This window comes from Aeromonas sp. S5(2024), from assembly GCF_041403025.1.
GTDB classification, from domain to species: Bacteria; Pseudomonadota; Gammaproteobacteria; order Enterobacterales; family Aeromonadaceae; genus Aeromonas; species Aeromonas hydrophila.
The window spans coordinates 167,405-192,984 of sequence record NZ_JBGLRI010000007.1 but is presented as its reverse complement, the minus strand read 5'-3'; the positions used below and the strand labels follow the sequence as shown (position 1 = coordinate 192,984).

The following is a 25,580-nucleotide window of genomic DNA, read 5'->3' as shown; positions in this document are numbered from 1 at the left end:
GGCTGGCCTGGCGCCAGAGAGCCGTGATCAACCGGATCGCGGTTCCACTCCCCCGAATTATTTTGCCGGCAACCCCGGAAAATGAGGCTGCGTTAAATGACGATTCATGATTTTGAGCACAAGTTGTTGGGACTGATAGACGGCATGGTGGCCACGGCGACCGACGATGAGCTGTTTGCCGGGGGGTATCTGCGCGGCCACATCTCGCTGGCGGTGGCGCGGGCCGAGCTGGAAGGCAAGACCCTGGTGCGGGATGTAAAGAGTTATGTGCTGCGCAGCCTGAACGAGGCGATCCTGCAGGGTGAACTCTCCGAGCAGGATGAGAAGCTGGTGCAGGCAATGTGGATTCGTTTGCAACAACAAGCAGAAGCTTGATCGGTTACACAGTTCAAACAGAAGTTTGAGTTTATTCTTCCCCGAAGTTAGTGAAAGGTTAATAATAAGTTTCGCCTTTTGTTTCAGGGATTAAACTATGGCTTCCTTCTCGCGTATTGCCAATAAACTGCCGCTCGAAATGCTCTACCAATGGGAGCGGCAGTGTCCTGACCGAGTCTATCTGCGTCAAACCATCAACCGCGAATACCTGGACTTCACCTGGGGTGAGGTGGCTGACGAGGCCCGCCGCATGGTGACGGCGCTGCGTCAGCTGGGGCTGGTGGCCGGCGACAAGGTGGCGCTGCTCTCCAAGAACTGCGCCCAGTGGTTCATCGCCGATCTCGCCATGCAGATGGGGCAGTACGTGAGCGTGCCCATCTATCCCACCGCCAACGTCGACACCATCGAATACGTGCTGCGTCACAGCGAGGCCAAGGCGATTTTCGTCGGCAAGCTCGATGACTGGAAGAGCCAGGAGGCGGGGGTACCCGCCGAATTGCTGCGCATCGCCTTTCCCTATGACACCATGCCGGCGGTCCATCAGTGGGACGATCTGCTGGAGCAACACGAACCCATCCCGGACAGCCCGGTGCAGGCACCGGACTCCCTGCTGAGCCTGGTCTACACCTCCGGCAGCACCGGCAAGCCGAAAGGGGCCATGCTGAGCGTCGAGCGCTACGCCTGGTCGTGCGAGAAGCTGGTGGAGGCGGTCGGGCTGTGCGAGCAGGATCGCGGCTTCTCCTACCTGCCGCTGGCCCACATCACCGAGCGGGTCTATGTCTATGGCGGCAGCCTCTATGGCCGCGCCGAGATCGCCTTCCCCGAATCTCTCGACACCTTCATCGAGGACGTCAAGCGCTGCCGTCCCACCGTGTTCATCTCGGTGCCACGGCTATGGGCCATGTTCCGCATCAAGATCCACGAGAAACTGCCCCAGAAGAAACTCGAGCTACTGCTCAAGATCCCGTTCGTGTCGGGCCTCATCAAGCGCAAGCTGCAAAAGGGGCTGGGGCTGGATCAGGCGCGGGTGCTGGGCTGTGGCTCGGCGCCGGTGGCACCGGCCCTGCTCGAGTGGTATCACAGCATCGGTATCGAGATCACCGAGGCCTGGGGCATGACCGAGAACCACGCCTTCTCCACCCTCAACTACCCGTTCAGGGCCGACAAGATAGGCACGGTCGGCAAGGCGGGGCCGGGGGTCACCATCAAGATCTCCGACGAAGGGGAGATCCTTTGTCGCTGCGAGGGGATGATGCTGGGTTACTACAAGGATCCCGAGCACAGCCGTGAAGCCATCGACGAAGAGGGCTGGCTGCACACCGGCGACATGGGCAAGCTGGATCGGGAGGGTTATCTCACCATCACCGGCCGCATGAAAGACGTGTTCAAGACCGCCAAGGGCAAGTATGTGGCGCCAGTGCCCATCGAGGGGCTGCTCGGCCAGGAGCCCATCATCGAGCAGCTGTGCGTGATTGGCTACGGCATGCCGCAGCCGGTGGCGCTGGTGCAGCTGGCGGAGAGCGCCATGAAGGGGGATCGCAATCAGGTCAGCGCCCAGCTGGAGGCGGCCCGCAACCGGGTCAACGAGCAGCTGGAGTCCCACGCCAAAATTCGCGGCATCCTGGTGGTGAAGAGCCCCTGGAACATCGAGAACGGGGTGCTCACCCCGACCATGAAGATCCGCCGCCACCTGCTGGAGCAGAAGTATGCCGATCTCGGCGACGCCTGGTCCTCTTCCCAGAGCATCATCTGGGAGTCCTGACGGGGCCCGCCAGGCTTGCTGCCGATCACCACAAAACAACAAGGGGAGCCACTGGCTCCCCTTGTTGTTTCAGGCAACGGCAGGTCAGACCGCCTGATACTCCAGCTCGACCGAACCGAGCGCCTTGAGGGTGGCGCGGGCAGAGTCCTGCTGGCTGATCTGGCCATCCTTGCTCTCCAGCAGCACGGCGCGGCGGATGGTGGCGAGATCCTCGCCGCCCAGCACCGCGTGGGCACAGGCCATCTGCATCGGTGGCAGGCTGGGGTTGAAGGCGGCGTTTTCGGCGTAGCGACCGCAGAAGATGCGACCGTCGGCGAACTGCAGCGCCACTGCGGCATAGCCCTGGCTGTAGGGGGCGTAGCTCTGGCGGGCAGCGGCCAGCGCGGCCTGCCACAGCGGATCGTCGCTCTCAAGCGTGAGCTCGTCGTGGGCCTGCGGGCTCATCAGCGCGTCCGTGATGTCCAGATCCGCCGGGCCGAACGAGTGGGGCAGGAAGGATTGCAGCGCGCTCAAGTCATCCGGCAGGGAGACCTTGAGGATCTTGGCGGTGCTCAGCTCGTTCATGAATTGGCGGCAGTGACCGCAGGGGGTGTAGTTGACGGTGATTTCAGAGATGCCGGTCTCGCCGCCCAGCCAGGCGTTGGAGATGGCGGACTGCTCGGCATGGACCGAGTGGAACAGCCCCTGACCTGCAAACTCCATGTTGGCGCCGAAATACCAGTTGCCGCTCAGGCCGCAGGCGATGGCACCGACGAAGAACTTGGAGATGGGGGCCACCGAGCAGGCGGCGGCCAGCGGCAGCAGGGCCAGGCGCAGGGCGCGATCGTCAAGACCGGTGGCGGCCTTCAGCGTGGCGACCTGATCCGGGGTGAAGCGAGCCTGGAAATCATCGCCCAGCATGGGCAGCAGCGCCGCCTTGAGCGGGGCGGACAGGGTATCGAGTGGCTTGGCAAAACGGGGATGCATAGTGTGTCCTCAAAGGCCAATTGGGGGGCCATTGTAGGGAGCAAGCTCGGCTAAATGTGTGAGCATGCTCACGCCCTGACGGGCAAACGGAGGGGGATGGTAATGGAAACGTTTGTCTTGTGCAAATTGTGCGGCAGGTCGCACATCGGCGGGCCCGCAGGCCCGCCATCGCGGAAAAGGGTGCTCTTCAGCTCAACCAGTGGTAAATGGCAAACAGCAGAGGGGCCACGGCGGCGGTGAGGATGCCGCACACCACCATGGCCAGCGAGGCAAAGGCACCCTGGGTGATGCCCTGCTCGGCGGAGGTGGCGGTGCCGATGGCGTGGGCGCAGGCCCCCATGGCCAGCCCCTGGGCTTCGGGGTCGGTGACCCGCATCAGTTTGAGCAGGGGGAAGCCGATCAGGGCGCCGACGATCCCGACGACGACCACCACGGCGGCAGCGATGGCTGGAATGCCGCCCAGGGACTGGCTGACGCTCATGGCGAGCGGCGTGGTGATGGATTTGGTGGCGAGCGAGGCCAGCAACGCCGGATCGGCGCCCATAAAATGACCGATCAGCAAGGTAGTGCAGACCGAGATCAAGACCGAGCTCAGGGTACAGATTAGGATGGGCTTGAGCCTGGCCTGGATCTGGCGGGCCTGCTGATAAAGGGGCAGCGCCAGCGCCACCACCGCCGGCTCCAGCAGTGCCGTGATGGGGCGGGTGCCGCTCTCGTACTGCTCCAGCGGCAGATCGAACCAGAGCAGCAGGCCGATGATGACGGCGGTGGGCACCAGCACCGGGTTGATGATGGGCCAGGGCAGCTTGCGATAGAGGGCCCGGGTGGCGAAATAGAGCGCCAGGGTCAAGGGAATGGCCAGCCAGAAGATCATTTGTTCATCCTCTGGTAGAGGCGGCCGACGGTGCCGAGGATCAGCACGATCCCGAGCACGATGCAGAGCATGATGAGGCCGAAGGATTGGCGCAGCGGCTCCAGCCAGGCCACCAGCCCGACTGCCACCGGTACGAACAAGACCCCCATGTGGCGCAGCAGCAGGCCGGCGCCCTGCTCGACCCAGTGCAGTTTCACCAGTTGCAGGGAGAGCAGCACGAACAGCAGCAGCATGCCGATGATGCTGCCGGGGAAGGCGAACGGCAGGATGGCTGCCAGGGTTTTGCCCGCCAGCAGGCAGGCGACGATGACCAGAAAGTCACGAAGGTACAGCAAGGCACGTTGCGCGATCACAGGAGCCCCATCTTGGTAACGGTGAACTAAGGAATACGCCAGTCTACCAGAGAGGCCGGGTCGCGGCATTAAAACAATAACAGCTGAAATCAGTTCGTTTGAGGCTGATTTAATTGAAGATTTTCAGATAGAACCCTTTCGAACCACAAGGAGTCGCCATGACATCTCTCTTGTCCCGCCTGCGCCAGCTGGCGGACGACCACCATCTGCCCCCTTCGTTGCTGCAAACCCGCCAGTGGGAGGGGCCCCTGTGCCGGGTGCGGCTCGACAACACCGGCAGCAGCGAGGCCCGGGTCGGGCACTGGACGCTGTTTGACGGCAAGCTCGGCCTCTCGCCCGCGTGCGCCATCTACGGCGAAGGTTTCCAGATGCTGGCCCAGACCATGGGCAGCTGGCAAGCGCCGCAGCCGGTCGGCCGTTGCCCCGATGCCGGTGTCTATCGCATCACCGATGATCAGGGTTATCACACGGTGCACAACCTGCTGCTGGTGGAGCATGACAAGGGCTGGCTGCTGCTCGCCTTTGCCAGTTGTCAGCGCTTTGGCGGGGAGTTTCGGCTCTACCCCGATGGCCGGCTGCAGATCCTGATGAATGGTGAGGGGCGTGCGCTCCCTGCCGGCCAGTTCTGGCAGAGCGAGGCGCTGCTCTGCCTCGAGGGGAAAGATCGGGAGGCACTGCTGGCCGAGCTGGCACAGCGGATCGAGGCCGAGCATGGCTCGCTGATCAGCCAGGTCGGCGAGCGCCCCAGCGGCTGGTGCTCCTGGTATCACTACTATGCGGACGTGAGCGCCTCCGACATTCGCGAGAACCTGCAAGTGCGTGCCGAGCGCTTCCCGGCGCTGCGCTACGTGCAGATCGACGATGGTTATCAGGCCAAGATGGGCGACTGGCTCACCCCGTCGGCCAAGTTCGAGCAGGGGGTGGCGTCCCTGGCCGCCGAGATCAAAGGTGCCGGCTGCGAGCCCGCGCTCTGGGTGGCCCCCTTTATCGCCGAGCCCGGCTCCCAGGTGTTTCAGGATCACCCCGACTGGTTCGTGAAGGGGGATGACGGGCTGCCGCTGCCCTCCGAGCGGGTTACCTACGGCGGCTGGCGCTGCACCCCCTGGTATGTGCTGGATGGCACCCACCCCGAGGTGCAGGCTCACCTCGAGCGGGTGTTTCGTACCCTGCGCGAGCAGTGGGGCATCCACTACTTCAAGCTCGACGCCAACTTCTGGGGCGCCATCCACGGCGGCCGCTTCCACGACCCGGCCGCCACCCGGGTGGAGGCCTACCGACGCGGCATGGCCGCCATCCTGCGCGGGGCGGGCGAGGGGGCCTTCCTGCTCGGCTGCAACGCCCCCATCTGGCCAAGCCTTGGGCTGGTGCACGGCATGCGGGTGAGCGATGACGTGGAGCGCAACGGTCATCGTTATCGCCAGATCGCTCGCGAGGCCTTCTGCCGCGCCTGGCAGAACGACCGGCTGTGGGCGCTGGATCCTGACTGCATCTGTTTGCTGGATCTGCCAAGCCAGCAGGCGAGCCCTGCCGAGTACCGCTTCCATCTGGCGGCGCTGGTGGCAAGCGGCGGCATGATGCTGGCCGGGGACAGGCTGCAGGATCTCGACGAGGTTCAGGCGGCGCAACTGCGCAAGCTGCTCGAGCTTTGCGCGGCGCGCGCCCCTGGCGCCCGTTTCGAGTCGATGGACTTTGCCTGCGGCGAGGTGAGCCTGCCCGAGGGCGGCACCCTGCTCTGCCTCTTCAACTGGGAGGCGCAGCCTCAGGAGTTCCTGTTGCCGGCAGGGGGCGAAGATTTCTGGGATGAGGGGGCAGTCGGCACCGCGCTCATCCTGCAGGGGGGCGAGGGACGGGTGATCCGCTACCGCTGAGCAGGCTGGCAATCATGATTCAGGCTCCCACGGGAGCCTGAATCTATTGCGAAAGGAGCAGCTATACCGGAGTCAGTAACGCCACTCGAAGCCGATGGCGTAATTGGCTGCACCATAGCCCGGGATCTCGTTGCTGGAGAGCAGGGCCTTGAAGGTGAGCTGCGCTGTGAGCGGAATGCCGAGCCCCATGCCGAGGGCTACCTCGTCGTTGGTGTTGCCCATCATGTCGGCCCGGATCATCCGATAGAGCGACATGTCCTGGCTCATGTGCACATAGCTCTGGGAGGCACGGTTGTAGAGCTGGCCGAAGACCTCCAGCTGGAAACCGGCCTGGGGGGTGATGGCCAGCGGCACGCCGACGAAGTTGTAGAGATCGGAGCGGTTGAAATAGCTGTTGGTGATCTGGGGGGTAAAGTCGGTCTGCTGATAGAGGCGGCTGAAGTTGCTCTCGATCAACTGATAGGTCTGCTGCGGCAACTGCAACAGGTAGTCGGGGACATCAAAACGCACACCCGCCATGCTGGCCGATGGCAGCAGGGCGCAGATGAGCAAACCAAAACCGGATAATCCTGAACGCATCGGATGCGGCATCCCCAAGGGTCGATAGGCCAACCGGCCGTTAGTGCAATGTTAGCGCACAAATAATTGAAACATCAGGAGTCTTTGCTCCCCTTCCCATTATGTCGCGGGGTGGGGGAGCGTACAGTCATTTAACCGTGAGGCGGGTCACATCTCACAGATTTTCGAGGTAGTGATAGAGGCTCTTGAGGATGGCAAAGTTCCGTTCGTTACCCTGATTCTGCTCGGCCAGCGCCTCGAGGCGCGGCACATAGTCCGGCAGACGGCGGCTGAAGTAGTCGCTGCAGTGCAGGCGCCAGCGCTTTTGCTCCGCTTCGCTCAAGGTGTGCGGCCAGTTGCGGGCACGGTAGCGAAACAGCATCTCCGGCAGCCGTGAGTCGGTGAAGGCAAACTCCCGCTCGCCCAGCAGATCCGCCGGGGTGGCGCGCACCAGATCCATGGTGGACTTGTCGCCGTGACCGAAGAAGCCGGCGTAGAGCTGGGTATCCGGGTCGCCGTCATTGCTGCCGGCAAACTCCTGATTGAACACTTCCACCAGCTTTTCCCGCACTTCGGGGTGGGCGCGGAGCAGATCCAGGCTCTTGCGGCACTGCTCCCGGTCGATGCCAAGCTGGTCGGCACGCTCCGCCGTCAGGGTGGCGGCCGGCGCCAGCACCGGGCACTTGTTGATGTGTACCAGCTTCACCGGAATCCCGGCCAGATCCCCCAGCTCCTCTTTCTTGGTGTAGAGGCGCTCGCGGATCTCCTCACTGGTGAGCTCGATGAGCGGGGTGGGGTCGCGGGTCAGATCCACCATGATCACTGCATTCTGGTTGCTGGGGTGCCAGGCGAGCGGCGAGACCCAGCTTGCACACCCCTGCCAGGGGGAGAACATGCCGGAGACGTGCACCAGCGGCTTCATGGTCACCACGTCGATGAGGGCCTTCACCTTGTTCTTGTTGCGAAGGTCGAACAGGTAGCCGAACAGCTTGGGCTGGGCTTTTTTCACCAGCTTGGCCATCTCGATGGTGGCCAGCACGTCGGAGAGCGCATCGTGGGCGTTGGCGTGGGCCACGCCGTTGGCGACGGTGAGCTTCTCCAGCTTGAAGCTTGGCTTGCCCTCTTCGTCAAACGCCCACTCGATCCCCTCCGGGCGCAGGGCGTAGCAGGCGCGCAGCATGTCGAGGATATCCCAGCGGGAGTTGCCATTCTGCCAGGCGTAGGCATAGGGGTCATAGAAGTTGCGATAGAGGGTGTAGCGGGTCACCTCGTCATCGAAGCGGATGCTGTTGTAGCCCAGCACGCAGGTGCCCGGGGTGGCGAACTGCTCGTGGATCTGACGAATGAAATCCGCCTCGCACAACCCGTCCTTCATCGCCTTTTGCGGCGTGATGCCGGTGATCAGGCACGCTTCCGGCTCCGGCAGGTAATCCGCCGGTGGCTTGCAATAGATGACCAGTGGCTCGCCGATGAGGTTGAAATCCGCATCGGTACGAATGCCGGCAAACTGCGCCGGTCTGTCCTTGGCCGGGCTGATGCCGAAGGTCTCGTAGTCGTGGAAGTAGAAGGTCGGCTCGCTGCCGGCGTGTGCTGTTTTGCTCATGTTGCTCGAGAGGGATATCCGATGACGGTGGCGCCTGGCGCCAGGGTGGGGGTGCCATGCACCTCGGTTGCCTGCATGGTAAACCATAGCGCAGGCAGAACGAAGGGCAGACCAGCCGGCTGCCGCTTTATTGGGCAGGCAGGCGCCAGTGGCAGGAGAAAAAGAGGTACGGGGGAGAGAGTACAAAGAGACAGCCCCGTTGGCGGGGCTGTCCAGCTTTTCTGGTGGCGGGCTCAGTGGCAGAGCTTGTAGTAGACCTCGTTCCACTGCAGGGTCTGCTTGAGCTCGGGGATGCGGGTGTGCTCGTCGATGACCACGCACTCGATGCCCATGAGGTCGGCGAAGGTACGCAGTTGCTCGATATCCACCGACTGGGTGAATACCGAGTGGTGGGCGGCGCCCGCCAGGATCCAGGCCTCGGCGCTGGTCTGCAGGTCCGGCATGGGCTGCCACAGGGCGCTGGCCACCGGCAGTTTCGGCATGGCCTCTGGCAGGTCCACCACTTCCAGCTGATTGACCACCAGCCGGAAGCGGTTGCCCAGATCGATCAGGCTGGCGTTGACTGCCTTGCCGGCGGGGGCCGCAAACAGCAGGCGGGCCGGGTCTGCCTTCTTGCCTATCCCTAAGTGCTGGGCATCCAGCACGGGTTTATCGGCGGCGATGGAGGGGCAGACCTCCAGCATATGGGCACCCAGCACCAGGTTGTTGCCCGCCTCCAGGTGGTAGGTGTAGTCCTCCATGAAGGAGGTGCCACCCGCAAGTCCGGCCCCCATTACCTTGAGGGTGCGCAGCAGGGCGGCCGTCTTCCAGTCCCCTTCTGCCCCAAAACCAAAACCTTGCTGCATCAGGCGCTGACAGGCGAGCCCCGGCAGCTGGTGGAGGCCGTGAAGGTCTTCAAAGGTGGTGGTGAAGGCACCAAAGCCGCCGTCGGTGAGGAATTTCTTCATTCCCAGCTCCTGGCGCGCCGCCTCATAGAGGGAGGCGCGAAGCACCCCGCCCGCCTGCACCGCCTCGGTCAGGGTGTAGGTTTCTTCGTATTCGGCCAGCAGCGCCTCGATGTCGCTTGCAGGCACGGCATCGATCACCTTTACCAGGTCGCCGACCGGGTGGTAGTTCACCTGATAGCCGAACTGGATCTGGGCCTCAATCTTGTCGCCCTCGGTGACCGCCACGTTGCGCATGTTGTCGCCAAAGCGGGCGATCTTCAGGTGGCGGCTGTCGTGAATGGCGGCGGCGACCCGCATCCAGTTGCCCAGCTTACGGTGGGCCTCTTCATCCTGCCAGTGACCGACCACCACGGTGCGCGGCAGGCGCAGGCGGGCACCCATGAAGCCGAACTCACGGCCGCCATGGGCGGTCTGGTTCAGGTTCATGAAGTCCATGTCGATCTCGTTCCACGGCAGATCCCGGTTGAACTGGGTGTGGAACTGCAACAGGGGTTTTTGCAACTGACTCAGCGCCGGGATCCACATCTTGGCGGGGGAGAAGGTGTGCATCCACACCATGAGCCCGATGCAGCGCTGGTCGTGATTGGCATCGCGGGCCACCGCGCTTATCTCGTCGAGTGTGGTGCCGGTGGGTTTGAGCACTATCTTGACCGGCAGGCCGGCGCGCTCGTTGAGCTGGCTGGTGATGGTGTGGGCGTGATCGGCCACCTGCTTCAGGGTGGCGGCGCCATACAGGTGCTGGCTGCCGACCAGGAACCACACTTCCAGCTGTTTCATCAATTCCATCTTGGTGTCCTCTTTATGCTTTTGTCTGGCCGTAATAGGCGTGTTTGCCATGTTTGCGCTGGTAGTGCTTCTCCAGCAGGTAATCGGGCAGGGGGCGGGCCGCAGGGTTGATCTGGCCGGTGAGCCAGGCCATGCGGGCCACCTCTTCCAGCACCACGGCGTTGTGTACCGCATCCTCGGCGCTCTTGCCCCAGCTGAAGGGGCCGTGGTTGGCCACCAGCACCCCCGGCATGGTGAGGATGGGGGTCTGCTTGAGGGTCTCGACGATGAGATGACCGGTCAGCCCCTCGTAATCCTCCTCGACCTCACCCGGGGTAAGCAGGCGCGAGCAGGGGATCTCGCCGTGAAAGTAGTCGGCCTGGGTGGTGCCGAAAATGGGGATGGCACGCCCCGCCTGAGCCCAGGCGGTGGCGTGGGTAGAGTGGGTGTGCACCACGCCGCCAAGCTCCGGATAGGCGCGATAGAGCACCAGGTGGGTGGCGGTGTCGGAGGAGGGGCGCAAGGCGCCTTCCACCTGCTTGCCCGCCAGATCCAGCACCACCATGTCTTCGAGCAGCATCCGCTCGTAACTGACGCCGCTCGGCTTTATCACCACCAGGTTGCGCTCTCGGTCGATGCCGCTGACGTTGCCCCAGGTGAAGGTCACCAGCTCGTGGCGCGGCAGATCCAGGTTGGCGACGAGCACCTGCTCCTTGAGCATCTTGAGGTTCATGCCGAAATCCCCCGGTTGTAAAGCGGCTCGGCGGCAGCGCCCCAGGCGAGGTAGCGCTGGTAAAGGCGCTCGTATTCGGCGACCCGCTCAGGGTCAGGCTGGTGGGTGCGCTCCACGGCGCTCGCCATGTGGTACTGGGCCTTGGCCACATCGGCGTGGATGCCGGCGGCCACGGCGGCAAAGATGGCAGCCCCCAGGGCGCAGCACTGATCCGAGGCCACCACCTGGATGGGCCTGTTCATCACGTCGGCGCAGGTCTGCATCACGGTGGCCGACTTGCGGGCGATGCCGCCAAGGGCGATCACCTGCTCCACCGGCACCTGCTGACTGGTCATGCACTCCATGATGCTGCGGGCCCCGAAGGCGGTGGAAGCCACCAGGGCACCGAACAGATCGGGCGCATCGGTGCCGAGGTTGAGCCCGGTGACGGTGCCCTGCAGACGCTGGTTGGCATATGGGGTGCGGCGACCGTTGAACCAGTCGAGCACCACCGGCAGGTGGGCCAGATCGCGCTGCTGCTCCCAGGCGGCGGCAAGGCTTGGCAGCAGCTCCCGCTTGTGGGCCTCGATGGCGGTGCGCAGCTCCGGATACTGGGCGGCGAGGCTCTCCAGCGGCCAGCCGAGCTGGCGCTGATACCAGGCATAGATGTCGCCGAACGCCGATTGTCCCGCCTCCAGTCCCACCATGCCCGGCACCACGCTGCCGTCCACCTGGCCGCAGATCCCGGCAATGGCCCGATCACCGATGGTGGCTTCGTCGGCGATCAGGATGTCGCAGGTGGAGGTGCCTATTATCTTGACCAGCGCATTGTTGCCGGCCCCGGCCCCCACTGCCCCCATGTGGCAGTCAAAGGCCCCGCCGGCGATCACCACCTCGCAGGAGAGATGCAGCCGCTCCGCCCACTCGGGGGTCAGGGTGCCGACCGGCAGATCGGCGGTCCAGCTGTCGGTAAAGAGGGGGTAGTCGAGATCCTCGGTCAACAGCGGATCCAAGGCGTTGAGAAATTCGGCGGGGGGCAGGCCGCCCCAGCTCGGGTGCCAGAGGGACTTGTGGCCGGCGGAGCAGCGCCCGCGCCGGATGTCGGCCGGGGCCTGGGTGCCGCTCAGGATGGCGGGGACCCAGTCGCACAGCTCGACCCAGTTGCAGGCGGCGGCGCGCACCGCCGCGTCACTGCGGGAGACGTGCAGGATCTTGGCCCAGAACCACTCGGAGGAGTAGACCCCGCCGATGTAGCGGCTGTAGTCGGGGAACTGGCCGCCGTGGCACAGCGCCGTGATGACCTCGGCCTCCTCGATGGCGGTGTGATCCTTCCACAGCACGAACATGGCGTTGGGGTTGTCGGCAAACTCCGGACGCAGGGCCAGCACACGGCCTTCCTCGTCGATGGGGGCCGGCGTGGAGCCTGTGCTGTCCACCCCGATGCCGCGCACGGCGGCGCGCTGACTCGGGGTGAGCTGGCTCACTACCGCGACCACCGCCTGCTCCATGGATTCCAGATAGTCGAGGGGGTGGTGGCGAAACTGGTTGGTGACCGGCTGACAGTAACGACCGGCCTGCCAGCGCGGGTAATAGACGACCTGGGTTGCCAGCTCGGCGCCGTCGTGGCAGCGCACGGCGAGTGCCCTGACTGAATCGCTGCCGAAATCGAGTCCGATGGTGATCTGCTCGGACCTGGGGTGCTCAGACATAAGTGCTCCTGACCATCAATGAGGGGTGACTGGTGAGGAACCATAGGAGATGGACCGGACGGGCGGTTAGCCATTGGCTGCTGGAAATATGGATTTAAACGCTATGCCGGCAAGAGGGTGACGGCTATCGAAGATCCGCTATGTGATTATTTTGCTGAAAACATAGACAAAACGGCTGCAATTTCATGGCGTGATCCTGCTCTCCATTTTTCCATGTGAAAACGATTACAACTTGGTTCGCTCAACTAGCAACAACAATAACGTCCTGTTTAAGCATGTTTTTATATGGCTGTGACTTGATTGGCTCAAGGAGCAGTACTGCGTGGATACATGGATTGATAGAACACCTGGAGACACTCGCATGAACAAAATCGTTAACAGCATGATCGCAATGGGGTTTGCCCTTGGTATGGCAAATTCTGCTTTCTCTGCCGAGGCATTGAAGCTGGGCTATCTGGTCAAGCAGCCGGAGGAGCCCTGGTTCCAGACCGAATGGAACTTCGCCGACAAGGCGGGCAAGGATCTCGGCTTCGAGGTGATCAAGATCGCCGTCCCCGATGGCGAGAAGACCCTCAATGCCATCGACAGCCTGGCGGCCAACGGCGCCAAGGGCTTCGTCATCTGCACCCCTGATCCCAAGCTCGGGGCCGCCATCATGGCCAAGGCCAACAGCATGGATCTGAAAGTCATCACGGTGGACGACCAGTTCGTCAACGCCAAGGGCCAGCCCATGGAGCAGGTGCCGCTGGTGATGATGGCCGCCACCAAGATTGGTGAACGCCAGGGCCAGGAGCTCTACAAGGAGATGCAAAAGCGTCAGTGGGACGTGAAGGCGACCGGGGTGCTTGCCATCACCGCCGACGAGCTCGACACCGCCCGCCGCCGGGTCGAAGGCTCCCTGAGCGCACTCAAGGCCGCCGGTTTCCCCGAGGCCCAGATCTACCGCTCGCCGACCAAGGCCAACGACATTCCGGGGGCGCTGGATGCCGCCAACTCCATGCTGGTGCAGCACCCCGAGGTGAAGAACTGGCTCATCGTCGGCATGAATGACAACACTGTGCTGGGCGGCGTGCGCGCCACCGAAGGGCAGGGCTTCAAGGCCGGGAACGTCATCGGCATCGGCATCAACGGGGTGGATGCGGTGAACGAGCTCTCCAAGTCCAGCGCCACCGGCTTCCTCGGCTCCCTGCTGCCAAGCCCGGACGTGCACGGTTACAAGAGCATCCAGATGCTCCATGACTGGGTGGTCAACGGCGCCGAGCCGGCCAAGTTCACCGAGGTGACCGACGTGGTGCTCATCACCCGCGACAACTTCAAGGTCGAGCTGCAGAAGAAAGGTCTGTGATTGACGCCATCTAAACCCTGACACCGAGACCGGCATGGCGCAGTGCGCCATGCCGGTCGGCTGGAGTGAAACATGAATCAGTCAGTTCCTTATCTGGAGTTTTGCGGCATCAGCAAGGAGTTTCCCGGCGTCAAGGCGCTGAAGAACGTCTCCTTCTGCTGCCAGCAGGGCACGGTGCACGCGCTGATGGGGGAAAACGGCGCGGGCAAGTCCACCCTGCTCAAGATCCTGAGCGGTTTTCAGTCGCCCACCACCGGAGTGGTGAAGCTGGCCGGCCAGGAGCGGGTCTTTCAGAGCACGGTCGATGCGCTGGAGAGCGGGATCGCCATCATCTATCAGGAGTTGCACCTGGTGCCCGAGATGACGGTGGCCGAGAACATCTACCTCGGCCAGCTGCCCACCCGGCGCGGGGTCATCGACCGGGAGCAGCTCTATCAGGATGCGGCCAGGCAGCTGGCGCGCCTCGGCATGGATGTCTCCCCCGAGACGCCGCTCAAGTACCTGTCACTGGGGCAATGGCAGATGGTGGAGATCGCCAAGGCGCTGACCCGGGACGCCAGCGTCATCGCCTTCGACGAGCCGACCAGCAGTCTGTCGTCGCGCGAGATCGAGCAGCTGTTTCGGGTCATCCGTCAGCTGCGCGACGAGGGCAAGGTCATTCTCTACGTCTCCCACCGGATGGACGAGATCTTCGCCCTGTGCGACGCCATCACGGTATTCAAGGACGGCCAGTTCGTGCGTACCTTCGCCTCCATGGCCGAGGTGGACCGAGATCTGCTGGTCAAGACCATGGTGGGGCGCGAGCTGACCGACATCTATGGCTACAGCCCAAGGCCGCTCGGTGAGGCGGGCCTCAAGGTGGCGAACCTGATGGGACCTGGGCTCAAGGCGCCGGTATCGTTCGAGGTCAAACGCGGGGAGATCCTCGGCATCTTCGGGTTGGTGGGGGCCGGGCGCAGCGAGCTGATGAAGCTCATCTTCGGCGCCGACAAGATGCACAGCGGTGAGATAGCGGTATTTGGCAAGCCGGTGGTCATCGGCAGCCCCATCGACGCCATTCGCAGCGGCATCATGCTCTGTACCGAGGATCGCAAGGCGCTTGGCATCATCCCCATCCACTCGGTGCAGGAGAACATCAACATCAGTGCCCGCCGTCACCACGCGTGGGGGGGCTTCTGGATCAACCAGCAGTGGGAGGACGAGAACGCGAGGCTGCGGATCCGCGACATGCGGGTCAAGACCCCGTCTCCCCAGCAGGCCATCATGAACCTCTCCGGCGGTAACCAGCAGAAGGCCATTCTGGGGCGCTGGCTCTCCGAGGACATGAAGGTCATCTTGCTCGACGAGCCGACCCGCGGCATCGACGTCGGGGCAAAGAACGAGATTTACAACGTGATTTACGATCTGGCCAAGGTGGGCATCGCCGTGGTGGTGGTATCCAGCGAGCTGCCGGAAGTACTGGGCATCGCGGACCGGATCATGGTCATGCGGGAGGGGGAGATCGCCGGCGAGCTTTCCCACGACGAGGCCAACGAGGTCAAGGCGCTCAATCTGGCCATGCCGGCCCGTTGATCTGCTGACCGCAACGAGATAGCACCCGGAATTTTCAGGAGAAATACCATGACAACTACTACCTCAGTCGGCCAGGCCGCCAGCGCCGCGACGGCCAGCGGCTCCCGCCTGCAACTGGCCCGCGTCTGGGATCAATACGGCATGCTGGTGATCTTCGCCATCCTGTTCCTGCTGGCCTGTGTGCTGGTGCCCAACTTCGCCAGCCTGATCAACATGCGCGGGCTCGGGCTCGCCGTCTCCATGTCGGGCATGGTGGCCTGCGGCATGCTGTTCTGCCTCGCCTCCGGCGAGTTCGACATGTCGGTGGGCTCCGTGGTGGCCTGCTCCGGCGTCGCCTGCGCGGTGGGCATCAACGCCACCGAGAGCATCACGGTGGGCATCCTGGCCGGCATGTCGGTGGGAGTGCTGTTTGGCCTCATCAACGGCATCGTCGTGGCCAAATTCAAGATCAACGCCCTCATCACCACCCTCGCCACCATGCAGATGGCGCGCGGGGTCGGCTACATCATCTCCGACGGCAAGGCGGTGGGCATCGTCGAGGAGCGTTTCTTCGAGCTCGGCAACTCCGCCCTGCTCGGCATCCCGACCCCGGTCTGGCTGACCGCCGTCTGCTTCGTGCTGTTCGGCTTGCTGCTCAACAAGACCACCTTCGGCCGCAACACCCTGGCCATGGGGGGCAATGAGGAGGCGGCGCGCCTGGCCGGGGTCAACGTGGTGCGCACCAAGATCATCATCTTCACCATGACCGGGCTGATTGCCTCCATCGCCGGCATCATACTCGCCTCGCGCATGACCTCGGGTCAGCCGATGACCTCCATCGGTTTCGAGCTGGTGGTGATCTCCGCCTGCGTGCTGGGCGGGGTCTCCATGAAGGGGGGCATTGGCAAGATCTCCTACATCATCGCCGGGGTGCTGATCCTGGGGCTGATGGAGAACGCCATGAACCTGCTCAACATCTCCCCGTTTGCCCAGTACGTGGTGCGTGGCCTCATCCTGCTCGCGGCCGTGCTGTTCGACCGCTACAAGCAGGTACGCAAGGCGCGCATCTGATCCCTGTCCAACCGGAGCAGGCCCGCGCGCTGCGGGCCTGCCGAGGGTTGCCCCTGGCGTACGATGCATCCCGTTGTGAGCCAGTTCACCAATTTCACACGGCGCCGCGCGCCGGATAGCGCGTTCCCAAGGTGAGTCTTTACAATGGCCCAAGCCGATTTTTTTACCCAAGCGCTGTTTTCCGCCATGTCCTCGATGCAAAAAGAGAAGCCGAAACAACTCAATCCCCTGCTGCCGGGCTATGCCTTCGACGTCTTCCTGGTCTCGGGCATGACCCCCATCGAGCAGGGGAGTGCGCTCGACTTCATCATCGACCGGCCCCTGGGGATGAAGGGCTTCATCGTCAATCTGACCATCAGGGGCAAGGGGCAGATCTTTCAGGGGGAGCAGGCCTTTACCGTGGAGCCTGGCGATCTGCTGCTGTTTCCACCGGCGGCGGTGCACCATTACGGCCGGGCGCCGGATGCGCAAGCGTGGTACCACCGCTGGGTCTATTTCCGGCCGCGGGCCTACTGGGCCGACTGGCTCAAGTGGCCGCAGGTGACGGAGCGGGTGGGGCGATTGCAACTGGCGGACGCCGCCTTGCTCGCCGAGTTCGATGCCCTGTTCCTCGACATCGAAGAGACCCACCAGCAGCTGCGACCCATGTCGGAGCAGCTGGCCATGAACCTGCTGGAGCGGCTGCTGATTCGCTGCTACGAAGCCTCCTCCCTGGATGCCTATCCCGCCATCGACCACAGAGTTCACCAGGCGTGCCAGATCTTAAGCGAGTCGCTCTGCGCCGAGATCTCGGTGGAGGCGCTGGCGGAGCAGGTGTTCTTGTCCCCCTCGCGCCTCGCCCACCTGTTTCGCGAGCAGGTGGGGGTGAGCATAGTGCGCTGGCGCGAGGATCAGCGCATCATGCGGGCCAAGTTGCTGCTGCAGACCACACCGCTGTCGGTGGCCACCATAGGCCAGCAGGTGGGCTATGACGATCAGCTCTACTTCTCGCGGGTGTTTCGAAAGCGGGTGGGGGTGAGCCCCACCGAATACCGCAAATGCGCCACCCCGCTGTGATGCCTCTTGCCTGAGGCTGCGGCCCATCTTGTCCCATCAGCGTTCACCCCATGAGGGGGTGGCTGCCTGGGGCAGGGGGCCGCTGCTTTCTTCATCACTCCTCGTCGATGGCGGCGAAGCGCTCCACCAGATAGTCGATGAGGGCCCGCACCGAGGGGAGCAGGCCGCGCCGGGAGGGGAACACGGCGTGGATGAGCTCGGGCTTCGGCTCCCAGGCAGGCACCACCTTGACCAGGGTGGCGGCGGTCAGCTGCTCCTGCACCATCAACAGGGGCAACTGTACCACCCCGACCCCGGCCAGCGCCGCACTGCGCAGCGCCACCATGTCGGTGGTGACGAAGCGGGGCTGGTGGGTGAGGTCGGCATGTGCCCCCTGCGGCCCGAACAGCGACCAGAGGTAGTGCTGCCGCGGCGCCCCCAGCCCCATGCTGGGCCAGCCGTGCAGATCCGCCGGCGCGGCGGGCAAGCCCCGCAGTGCGACGAGTGCCGGGCTGGCCACCAGGCACTGGCGACGCTGCGCCAGTATCCGGATCACCAGCTCGCTGTCCTGCAGCGGTGGCGGCCTGACCCTGATGGCCACATCGACCCCTTCGGCGATGGGGTCGACCCGCCGATTGGTCCCTTCCAGTTCGACCCTGATCTGCGGGTGACGGGCCATGAAATCCGCCAGCATGGGGCCGACATGGGTGTGCAACAGGGCGATGGGGCAGCTCATGCGGATGAGCCCGCAGGGCTCGGCCCGGGTCATCTCGATGGCGGCCTGCGCCGCCTCGGCCTCCACCAGCATCGCCTTGCAGTGCTCGTAATAGGTGCGGCCCAGCTCGGTCACCGCAAACTGACGGGTCGAGCGCTGGAGCAGCCGTACGCCGAGCCGCTCTTCGAGCTGTGCTATCCGGCGGCTGAGGCGGGATTTGGGCATGCCGATGGCGCGGCCGGCGGGGGCAAAACCGCCGTGATCCACCACCTGGACGAAGTAGTAGAGATCGTTCAGATCCTGCATAGGATGCCTCATCGTTCCAAAAATAGGACGCTGATGCCCAATTTAGCAGTCTACCCACCTGTTCGTCTCGAAACTATGCTGTCTCCAGTGTTCAATTCCACCGGATATGTCAGGAGCGACAGATGAAAAAGATCCTCGGCGTTTACAGCGCACCCCGTCCTCACTGGGTAGGCGACGGCTTTCCCGTACGCTCTCTCTTCTCCTACAACAGCCACGGCAAGCAGCTGAGCCCCTTCCTGCTGCTCGACTATGCCGGCCCGGCCAACTTTACGCCGACCAGCCGGCCGCGCGGGGTGGGTGAACACCCTCATCGCGGTTTCGAGACGGTGACCATCGTCTACAAGGGCGAAGTGGCGCACCGGGATTCGACCGGTCGGGGCGGCGTGATAGGCCCGGGTGACGTGCAGTGGATGACTGCCGGCGCCGGTATCCTGCACGAGGAGTTTCATGCCCCGGCCTTCAGTGAGTCGGGCGGTGAGCTGGAGATGGTGCAGTTGTGGGTGAATCTACCGAGTCGGCACAAGATGACGCCGCCCGGCTACCAGCCCATCCTGGCGGGCGATATTCCGACCGTGGCACTGGCCAGCGACGCGGGGTCGGTGCGGGTCATCGCCGGCGAGTTTGAGGGGGTCCGTGGCCCGGCCCATACCTTCAGCCCGCTGCATGTCTGGGATCTGCGTCTGGTGCAGGGCAGTGTCAGCACACTCGAGTTGCCCGAAGGCTGGACCGGCGCGCTCATCGTGCTCAAGGGGACCGTGCAGGTCAACGGCAGTGCCATCGCCCGTGAGGCGCAGATGGTGGTGCTGGACCGGGCAGGGCGGCAGGTGCTGATCGAGGCAAACAGCGACGCCACTGTGCTGCTGCTGAGCGGTGAGCCCATCGAGGAGCCCATCGTGGGTCACGGCCCCTTCGTGATGAACAGCCATGAGGAGATAGTGCAGGCCATCGATGACTTCAACAGCGGCAGATTCGGCGTGATGCCGGAGTGATAAATGGACAAGGCCCTCGCATGAGGGCCTTGTTTTTATGAGGCTGCGGATCAGCGCTGACGGGCCTTGAACCTGGGGTTGCTCTTGCAGATCACGAACAGCTTGCCGCGGCGGCGGACAATCTGGCAATCGGGGTGGCGCGACTTGGCCGATTTGAGGGAGGAGAGGACTTTCATGACTGCGTTTTTCCTTTGTTGAAGAACTGACCGAAACGCTGGCCGAAGCGGGCGACCTGACCTTCCTTGCTGACCTGCTTCTGCTTGCCGGTATAGAAGGGGTGTGACGCACTGGAGACATCCAGCGTCACATAGGGGTAGGTGTTGCCGTCTTCCCACCGCTTGGTGCGATCGGTCTTGAGGGTGGAACCCACCAGAAAATAGGTATTGGCGGTCAGGTCGTGGAACAGAACCTGACGGTACTCGGGGTGAATGTCGGGACGCATGATGCTGGCCTCATGATTTGATTGTTATAACATAACAAATAAATCATGCCTTTGTTGAGAATAGATATCAACAATTTTTTGTCTTGTGTGGTGATGGGGTAATACCACCGAGCGAGGTTCTGCCTCTCCGGCAAGCAGGGTAACCGGTCGGGTTTGGTGATGCCGCAGCAGGGTTGGCAACAAGAGGTTGATGACGCACTTTACTTTTGATTTTTACTGTATAAAAATACAGTTATAAATCATGGAGAAGTATCCTATGCGTCTGGAAATCATCATCGACAAAAAACATCAGGTGCCCACCTCGACCATGGAGGCGCTGCGTCAGGAGCTGCTCAAGCAACTGGGCGAGAAATTCCCCGATCTGCATGTGCGGGTCGCCCCCGGCAGCGCCATGGCATTGACGGTCAGCCGCGCCAGCAAGGAGGACAAGGAGCTGGCAGAAGCCATGGTGCAGGAGGTGTGGGAGAATGCCGACAGCTGGATGCCGGAGAGTGTTGCCTCCTGAGCATGGTGGCCGAGATTTTATCTAGCGCCTCTCTTGCCGAACAAAAAACGCAGCCAAAGGCTGCGTTTTTTGTTGCTGCAGGGATGAGCTCCCGAGCTGATGGTGCGTCAGCACTCAGCCTTTGATCCTCAACCGTCAAAGCCCGGCCCAGCGTTTGAGGCTGTTTATCTGCACCCGCTGATCGGCCTGGGCGATGTCGCCGCTGGCGCGCAGTGCCTTGAGGGCGACGGGCAGGGCGGCCCGCACTTCGCTGGCCGTCATGCCGGCCTGCAGGGCCGGGTGATAGGCGAGCTTGAGCAGCACGTAATCGAGCCCGGTCGGAAAGCTGTCGATGCTGTTGTCGTTGAAGATGGAGGGGAACACCTTGTCCGAATCGTTGGGCAACCCCATCACCTGGGTGAGTTCTTCCACCACGCAGTCGAGAAAGCGCCCCTTGGCCCGGCTGTAATCCACCGGAATGATGATGGTGGCGCGGGCCATCTCGCGGCGGGTATTGGTGGTGAAGTTGGCCATGCAGAGCCCCTCCTTGAGCGCGGTCTTGACGGAGGCATCCTGCCCCATGGTGCGCTTGGCCCAGCTCGCCATCTTGGCGCGTTCGGTCATGATCAGGGTGATGTTGGGCCGCTCGCTGACCAGGGCGATGGGACGACCTATGATGCCGGCCAGATGCTGACTCTGTATTTTGACCACCTCGCTTTGCAGCGCCTTGTCGCCAAATTCGTTGACCAGCTTGAGCCGGATGGGCTGTTCCCAGCGGGAGAAGTGCACGTTCTGTTCGTGGCCGTACTCCCGCTTCATGGCGACCTCGAAGAAACTCTCGGTGAGATAGGCATCGCTCTGCCAACGCTCGGCGGCTTGCAGCCAGGGGCTCAGCAACAGGAGCGCCACCAGCCAGCGGCCGAGCGGTCGGTGCCGGCCTGAGTGGCGCACGGCAAGGTAACGGCGCAATGAAGTCATGTCTCCTCCTTGAAACAGTCGGGATCAGCGCGTGGCCCGTTCGAGATCGCGCCAGGTGAGCCAGAGCCGCAGATCAAACTCCAGTTGATGATAGTCCGGCTCCATATGCTGACAGAGCTGATAAAAGCCCTTGTTGTGATCCTTCTCCTTCAGGTGGGCCAGCTCGTGCACCACGATCATCTTCAGGAAGGCCGGGTGGGCCTCCTTGAACAGGGCGGCGATGCGGATCTCGTTCTTGGCCTTGAGCTTGCTGCCCTGCACCCGGCTCACATAGGTGTGCAGGCCGAGGGCATCCTTGATCACGTTGATCTTGCCGTCGAAGATCACCTTGGAAAGTGGCGCCGAGCTTTTCAGGTAGCGGTTCTTCAGCTCCATGGTGTAGGCGAGCAGCGCCTTGTCACTCTGGATGAGATGGGTCTCTGGATAACGCTTGGCCAGCACGTCTCCCAGCTTGCCCGCCGCGATCAGCTGTTGCACCTGGGCCTTGAGGGGCTCGGGGTAGCCACCGAGGTAGGTCAGTTCCGCCATGTCTGCATTACTCGTCATATCAAAAGAGCGCCATTGTAGTCAGCGCGTCGCCGCTTGCCTACCGTTTCGGGCCTTGCCTGCGTTGGCGCAATGAAAAGGGCCGTCATCGCGGGATGACGGCCCTTTTCGGGGAAGGGGGGCTCAGCGTCTGCGATAGAGGCCCGGATCCACCTCTTCATATTGGCTCACCAGATATTGATAGAAGGCGAGGCTGGAGGGGGAGCTGGGCTTTTTGAGCTCATCGGCCACCCGATCCGGCTTGGCGATGATGAACTTGGGACTCTGGCGCTTGAGATCGGCCAGCACCCGTTCACGCACGTCGTAGGGCGGGTTGACGTTGGCAAAGAACAGGTAGGCGGAGGCCGGCTGGCGATCGGTCCAGAGGTAATATTGCGGCTGGATGCCGTCCACCCAGATCTTGTCGGTGGGGCTGGTCTCGGCCTTGATCCGATCGACCCGTACCTGGGCCGGCGGGTTGAACGGCGTGCCCTTCAGGGTGCCTTCCCAGGCGTTGTTGAGCAGCAGGGCCAGCATGGCGAGCGAAGCGAGCCAGGGGGTGGCGCTGCGCACATCCCAGGCACGCCACAGGGGCACCAGGATGAGCACCGGCAGGGCCCACAACAGGCTGTTGCCGAGCACTTCACGCACCCGCTCCAGCGACCACTCCTTGGTGCTCCAGCCGTAACCCAGCTGCTGGGCCAGCAGCCAGCTGGCGGTCAGCACCACCAGCGAGATGCAGAGCAGGCCGAGGCCATCGGCTTGCTGTTCGCTGCGATCCAGCAGGCAGGCGAGCGGTAGCAGGGCCAGCGGCAGATAGAGCACATCGTAGTGATCGAACACGTGGCCGGAGACCGAGTTGGCGATCAGGGTGAAGATGACCCCAAACAGGGTGGCGCACAGGGCCGGCAGATACCACTCCTGACGGCGCCCCATCATCAGCACGATGAAGGCGGGCAACAGCATGATGAGGCCGGTACGCAGCAGGCCGACGCTGCCCACATCCGGCGAGAAGCCGTTGCCATAGCTCCCCTCGAAGAAGATGTCGAAGGCGTAGTATTTGAATTCGGCCAGCAGGTTGTGATGCTGGAAGTAGGCCAGCAGCGGGCCGCCAACCAGTGCCAGCCCCAGCAGGCTGGAGCAGAGCAGGGAGAGGGCGCAGCGCCACTGCTCGCGCAGGCACCAGTGGCAGAACAGCACCAGATACCAGGCACCCCAGAAGGCGCCGTTGTTGGTGCGCATCCAGGCGACGATGGCAAAGGTGAGCGCGGCCACCAGCGCCGGTCCCCAGCTGCAGCGCTTGTCCAGCAGCATGGTGATGAAGGCCCACTGGGCGATGAGGGCCAGATGGAACGTCCAGTCCTCGGTCATGTTGCCGTAATAGTAGCGGGTGCCGTAGAGCGCCAGTACCGCCAGCATGCTGCCGAGCCGGGCACGCAGCGAGAGGCCGAGCTGACCGAACGCCTGCCAGCTGGCCAGCAGCCCCAGCCAGCAGAGTGCCCACTCCAGCAGCCAGATCCCGAAGAAGCCGCCAAGGCCGTAGCCGAGGGCGTCGAGGGCGAAGATCATGGGGCCCTTGATGTCGATCATGTCCCGGTACAGCACGCCCCCTTCGCTCCACATCTTGCCCATCACCGCAAACAGCGAGGCGTCGAAGCCTGGCGCCATGCCGTGGAACAGCGGGTTGCGCAGGCAGAACAGCAAGGCCAACAAGCCGGTGAGCAGGATCACCAGCGGCCGCAGGCCCGGATTGACGCGAGGAGGGGTAAAACGGATGGCATGATTCATGGGTGACCTGTTCCTGCTGGGAAGTCTCGAAAGCGGGCCTATCTTGCCGAGCCTGACAGCACGATGCAATGGGCGAGGGGAATGTGCTTGAAATAATTTGTAAAAGTGCCGCTTTACGGCATGAAAGCGGCACGTTTTCTGACAAAACCGGCTAAAGCAACCTGGCGGGCCACCCCCAAGGGGCCCGGCAGATCCTTACCGGGTGGATGGCCCCTGATACTCCACCAGTGCCGGCGCAGCGGCGAGCTCGGGCAGATAGCGGGCCCAGCGGATGAAGGCATCCGCCAGGGTGATGCCGAGCTCCTGGTTGTGCTGGGTCAGGGTGCGGGCCAGCGCGGTGTAGCCCTCCTTGCCGGAGGCGGTGTAGGCGCTGGAAACCCCCCGGTAGATGGCGTCGGCTTCGACTGGCTGCCACTGGCCGGGGGCGCGCTCCCACTCCAGCCGCGTGATCCGGCGCCCCTTGGGCTGGTCCGCCTGATAACAGAAGCGCACTCCGGCGGTATAGGGGAAGCTGCCGCTGCCATTGCCCGTCACGCCGTTGTTGGTGGCGTTGTCGATGGCCCCCTCCAGCGCTTCGGCCAGCTCATGACCGTGCACCCGATAGAGGGTGAGCGGGATGGCGAAGGGCAGCAGGCGGCCGGCGATGTCCGCTTCGCTGAGTGGCCCGGGCTCGAGGGAACAACGTACCCCGCCGGCATTGTGCAGGGCGAAGTCCACCTGACCGACCTGCTCGCGGGCCCCGGCCAGCATGGCGCTTGCTACCAGGGGCGCCACCTGGCTGCCGGCCGGCAGGCTGGCATCGGGCAGCCGCTGGTGGTGCAGCGGCCCGCCAAGGCGGGTCACGATGCGCTGGGTCATGGTCTCGAGCTCTGGCCGGTAGCGTTTGGCCAGCAGTTGCTCGAGTGCGGGCGCCGGCTCGCAAAAGTGCAGCCCGGCCGGCGGCGTCGAGGCAAACGGCCAGGGCTGCCAGGGTAGCCACTCCAGCTGGCCACGGCTGCGCGCTACCCGGCCGTGCTGGTCAAACGTCAGTTCGCACACCCCGAGGCAGAGGGCGCTGTGGGCGGCGTGCAGGATGGCGACGCCGTTTCGCATCAGCGGATAGCTGCCCTCGCTCGCCAGACCCAGCGGCGCCAGATCCCCCAGCTGGCTGTGGGTGTGGCCACCGATGATGAGGCTCAGCTCGGGGAAATGCTCGGCCAGCTGTTTGTCCTGCTCCAGCCCCAGGTGGCTCAGCAGGATGATGTGGTGGATGCCGGCGGCCTTGATCTCTGCCAGTGCGGCCTTCAGGGTCTGCTCGATGCCGTGAAAGTGGGTATGGGGATCGGGGCTGGCGATGGCGGCCATCTGCGGCAGCGTGATGCCTAGCAGGGCGAAGGGCACGCCGTCGATGATGCGCTGGTGCCAGGGACGGCTGGCGTCATACAACTGGGGCAGGCCGCGCAGCCGCCGCGGGGCGTCGGCGGGCTCCTGACTGCTGTCGAGGTTGGCGGCCAGCACCGGAAAGTCGAGCTGGCGCAAAAATTCCACCAGCGGCCCGTTGCCCAGATCGAACTCGTGATTGCCGATCACCATGGCGTCTGGTTGCAGCAGGCTCAGCAGGTCGGCGTTGGCCCGCCCCTTGAAGCGGTTGAAATAGAGCGAGCCCTGGAAGGTGTCACCACCGTGCAGAAACAGGCAGGTCTGGCCCGCCGCGTCGGCCTGTCGGCGCAGGGCGTTGAGCCGGGTCAGGATGCGGGCGTAGCCACCACACTGGGTGCGCCACTCGGACTCGCCTGCGGGGGCGAAGCGCATGGGTGCGCCATCGAAATGGGAGTGGCAGTCACTGAAGTGGGCAAGTTGAACCGTAATACTCATCTCGG

The 25,580-nt window shown here is 63.5% G+C and carries 24 protein-coding genes; 9 read left to right on the top strand and 15 right to left on the bottom strand.

Features of this window, described 5'->3' with window-relative positions; genetic code table 11:
* The first annotated feature begins 96 nt into the window (after positions 1 to 96).
* Both ACB032_RS15050 and ACB032_RS15045 read left to right on the top strand, forming a co-directional pair.
* Entirely contained in the window at positions 97 to 375 is a 279-nt protein-coding gene (locus ACB032_RS15050; RefSeq protein ID WP_011705767.1) for a YfcL family protein, read from the top strand.
* 97 nt (positions 376 to 472) lie between these two features.
* Positions 473 to 2,137, top strand: a complete 1,665-nt coding sequence (locus ACB032_RS15045; RefSeq protein WP_371138230.1) for an AMP-binding protein — start codon at positions 473 to 475, stop codon at positions 2,135 to 2,137.
* An 84-nt stretch (positions 2,138 to 2,221) separates the two neighbouring features.
* On the opposite strand, the gene cdd is transcribed toward ACB032_RS15045, so the two are convergent.
* The 3 genes from cdd to ACB032_RS15030 form a co-directional block, all read right to left on the bottom strand.
* The gene (cdd, locus tag ACB032_RS15040) at positions 2,222 to 3,103 is read right to left on the bottom strand and encodes a cytidine deaminase (RefSeq protein ID WP_045525023.1); all 882 of its coding nucleotides are present in this window, start codon (positions 3,101 to 3,103) and stop codon (positions 2,222 to 2,224) included.
* A 187-nt stretch (positions 3,104 to 3,290) separates the two neighbouring features.
* The gene (locus ACB032_RS15035) at positions 3,291 to 3,977 is read right to left on the bottom strand and encodes an LrgB family protein (RefSeq protein ID WP_011705770.1); all 687 of its coding nucleotides are present in this window, start codon (positions 3,975 to 3,977) and stop codon (positions 3,291 to 3,293) included.
* Entirely contained in the window at positions 3,974 to 4,330 is a 357-nt protein-coding gene (locus ACB032_RS15030; protein ID WP_011705771.1) for a CidA/LrgA family protein, read from the bottom strand. Before ACB032_RS15030 ends, ACB032_RS15035 begins: the two co-directional genes overlap by 4 nt.
* A gap of 158 nt (positions 4,331 to 4,488) precedes the next feature.
* Here ACB032_RS15030 and ACB032_RS15025 point away from each other — a divergent pair, with 158 nt between their 5' ends.
* A complete protein-coding gene (locus tag ACB032_RS15025; protein ID WP_371138229.1) occupies positions 4,489 to 6,198 on the top strand; it encodes a glycoside hydrolase family 36 protein in 1,710 nt (569 codons plus the stop codon).
* A gap of 72 nt (positions 6,199 to 6,270) precedes the next feature.
* Here ACB032_RS15025 and ACB032_RS15020 read toward each other — a convergent pair whose 3' ends face one another.
* The 5 genes from ACB032_RS15020 to ACB032_RS15000 all read right to left on the bottom strand — a co-directional run bounded on the left by ACB032_RS15020 (position 6,271) and on the right by ACB032_RS15000 (position 12,492).
* On the bottom strand, positions 6,271 to 6,777 hold the full coding sequence (locus ACB032_RS15020; protein ID WP_039214596.1) for a hypothetical protein: 507 nt from the start codon (positions 6,775 to 6,777) through the stop codon (positions 6,271 to 6,273).
* Between the two features lie 154 nt (positions 6,778 to 6,931).
* Positions 6,932 to 8,359 (bottom strand): exodeoxyribonuclease I, encoded by a 1,428-nt coding sequence (gene sbcB / locus ACB032_RS15015; RefSeq protein ID WP_371138228.1) that lies wholly within the window; start codon positions 8,357 to 8,359, stop codon positions 6,932 to 6,934.
* 233 nt (positions 8,360 to 8,592) lie between these two features.
* Positions 8,593 to 10,092 carry an L-arabinose isomerase gene (gene araA, locus ACB032_RS15010; protein WP_371138227.1) on the bottom strand — a complete coding sequence of 500 codons (1,500 nt, stop codon included), beginning with the start codon at positions 10,090 to 10,092 and terminating at the stop codon, positions 8,593 to 8,595.
* A 13-nt stretch (positions 10,093 to 10,105) separates the two neighbouring features.
* On the bottom strand, positions 10,106 to 10,804 hold the full coding sequence (locus tag ACB032_RS15005) for an L-ribulose-5-phosphate 4-epimerase (RefSeq protein ID WP_042065793.1): 699 nt from the start codon (positions 10,802 to 10,804) through the stop codon (positions 10,106 to 10,108).
* On the bottom strand, positions 10,801 to 12,492 hold the full coding sequence (locus tag ACB032_RS15000) for a ribulokinase (protein WP_371138226.1): 1,692 nt from the start codon (positions 12,490 to 12,492) through the stop codon (positions 10,801 to 10,803). The genes ACB032_RS15005 and ACB032_RS15000 overlap by 4 nt, the downstream gene beginning before the upstream one ends.
* A 361-nt stretch (positions 12,493 to 12,853) precedes the next feature.
* Between ACB032_RS15000 and ACB032_RS14995 the strand changes: the two genes are divergently transcribed.
* The 4 genes from ACB032_RS14995 (at position 12,854) to araC (ending at position 17,515) form a co-directional block, all read left to right on the top strand.
* Positions 12,854 to 13,837 (top strand): arabinose ABC transporter substrate-binding protein, encoded by a 984-nt coding sequence (locus tag ACB032_RS14995; RefSeq protein WP_043163160.1) that lies wholly within the window; start codon positions 12,854 to 12,856, stop codon positions 13,835 to 13,837.
* 72 nt (positions 13,838 to 13,909) lie between these two features.
* The gene (gene araG, locus ACB032_RS14990; protein ID WP_219312701.1) at positions 13,910 to 15,409 is read left to right on the top strand and encodes an L-arabinose ABC transporter ATP-binding protein AraG; all 1,500 of its coding nucleotides are present in this window, start codon (positions 13,910 to 13,912) and stop codon (positions 15,407 to 15,409) included.
* A gap of 48 nt (positions 15,410 to 15,457) precedes the next feature.
* Complete coding sequence (gene araH, locus ACB032_RS14985) at positions 15,458 to 16,459, top strand: L-arabinose ABC transporter permease AraH (RefSeq protein WP_029303215.1); 1,002 nt, start codon at positions 15,458 to 15,460, stop codon at positions 16,457 to 16,459.
* 144 nt (positions 16,460 to 16,603) lie between these two features.
* Positions 16,604 to 17,515 (top strand): arabinose operon transcriptional regulator AraC, encoded by a 912-nt coding sequence (gene araC / locus ACB032_RS14980; protein WP_366519271.1) that lies wholly within the window; start codon positions 16,604 to 16,606, stop codon positions 17,513 to 17,515.
* A 94-nt stretch (positions 17,516 to 17,609) separates the two neighbouring features.
* Here araC and ACB032_RS14975 read toward each other — a convergent pair whose 3' ends face one another.
* Positions 17,610 to 18,515 (bottom strand): LysR family transcriptional regulator, encoded by a 906-nt coding sequence (locus ACB032_RS14975; RefSeq protein WP_371138225.1) that lies wholly within the window; start codon positions 18,513 to 18,515, stop codon positions 17,610 to 17,612.
* 122 nt (positions 18,516 to 18,637) lie between these two features.
* Between ACB032_RS14975 and ACB032_RS14970 the strand changes: the two genes are divergently transcribed.
* A complete protein-coding gene (locus ACB032_RS14970; RefSeq protein ID WP_336752447.1) occupies positions 18,638 to 19,504 on the top strand; it encodes a pirin family protein in 867 nt (288 codons plus the stop codon).
* 50 nt (positions 19,505 to 19,554) lie between these two features.
* Here ACB032_RS14970 and ykgO read toward each other — a convergent pair whose 3' ends face one another.
* Together ykgO and ACB032_RS14960 are read right to left on the bottom strand one after the other, a co-directional pair.
* On the bottom strand, positions 19,555 to 19,680 hold the full coding sequence (ykgO, locus tag ACB032_RS14965; protein WP_005300174.1) for a type B 50S ribosomal protein L36: 126 nt from the start codon (positions 19,678 to 19,680) through the stop codon (positions 19,555 to 19,557).
* A complete protein-coding gene (locus ACB032_RS14960; RefSeq protein WP_323883762.1) occupies positions 19,677 to 19,946 on the bottom strand; it encodes a type B 50S ribosomal protein L31 in 270 nt (89 codons plus the stop codon). The genes ykgO and ACB032_RS14960 overlap by 4 nt, the downstream gene beginning before the upstream one ends.
* A gap of 256 nt (positions 19,947 to 20,202) precedes the next feature.
* On the opposite strand from ACB032_RS14960, the gene ACB032_RS14955 reads away from it, so the two are divergent.
* Complete coding sequence (locus tag ACB032_RS14955) at positions 20,203 to 20,451, top strand: DinI family protein (protein ID WP_011705785.1); 249 nt, start codon at positions 20,203 to 20,205, stop codon at positions 20,449 to 20,451.
* A gap of 135 nt (positions 20,452 to 20,586) precedes the next feature.
* Here ACB032_RS14955 and ACB032_RS14950 read toward each other — a convergent pair whose 3' ends face one another.
* The 4 genes from ACB032_RS14950 to ACB032_RS14935 form a co-directional block, all read right to left on the bottom strand.
* On the bottom strand, positions 20,587 to 21,408 hold the full coding sequence (locus ACB032_RS14950) for a DUF2927 domain-containing protein (protein WP_371138224.1): 822 nt from the start codon (positions 21,406 to 21,408) through the stop codon (positions 20,587 to 20,589).
* 24 nt (positions 21,409 to 21,432) lie between these two features.
* Positions 21,433 to 21,936, bottom strand: a complete 504-nt coding sequence (locus ACB032_RS14945) for a M48 family metallopeptidase (RefSeq protein WP_011705787.1) — start codon at positions 21,934 to 21,936, stop codon at positions 21,433 to 21,435.
* A gap of 141 nt (positions 21,937 to 22,077) precedes the next feature.
* Positions 22,078 to 23,721, bottom strand: a complete 1,644-nt coding sequence (locus tag ACB032_RS14940) for a hypothetical protein (RefSeq protein ID WP_029303209.1) — start codon at positions 23,719 to 23,721, stop codon at positions 22,078 to 22,080.
* Between the two features lie 195 nt (positions 23,722 to 23,916).
* Complete coding sequence (locus ACB032_RS14935; RefSeq protein ID WP_371138223.1) at positions 23,917 to 25,575, bottom strand: bifunctional UDP-sugar hydrolase/5'-nucleotidase; 1,659 nt, start codon at positions 25,573 to 25,575, stop codon at positions 23,917 to 23,919.
* Positions 25,576 to 25,580 lie beyond the last annotated feature (5 nt).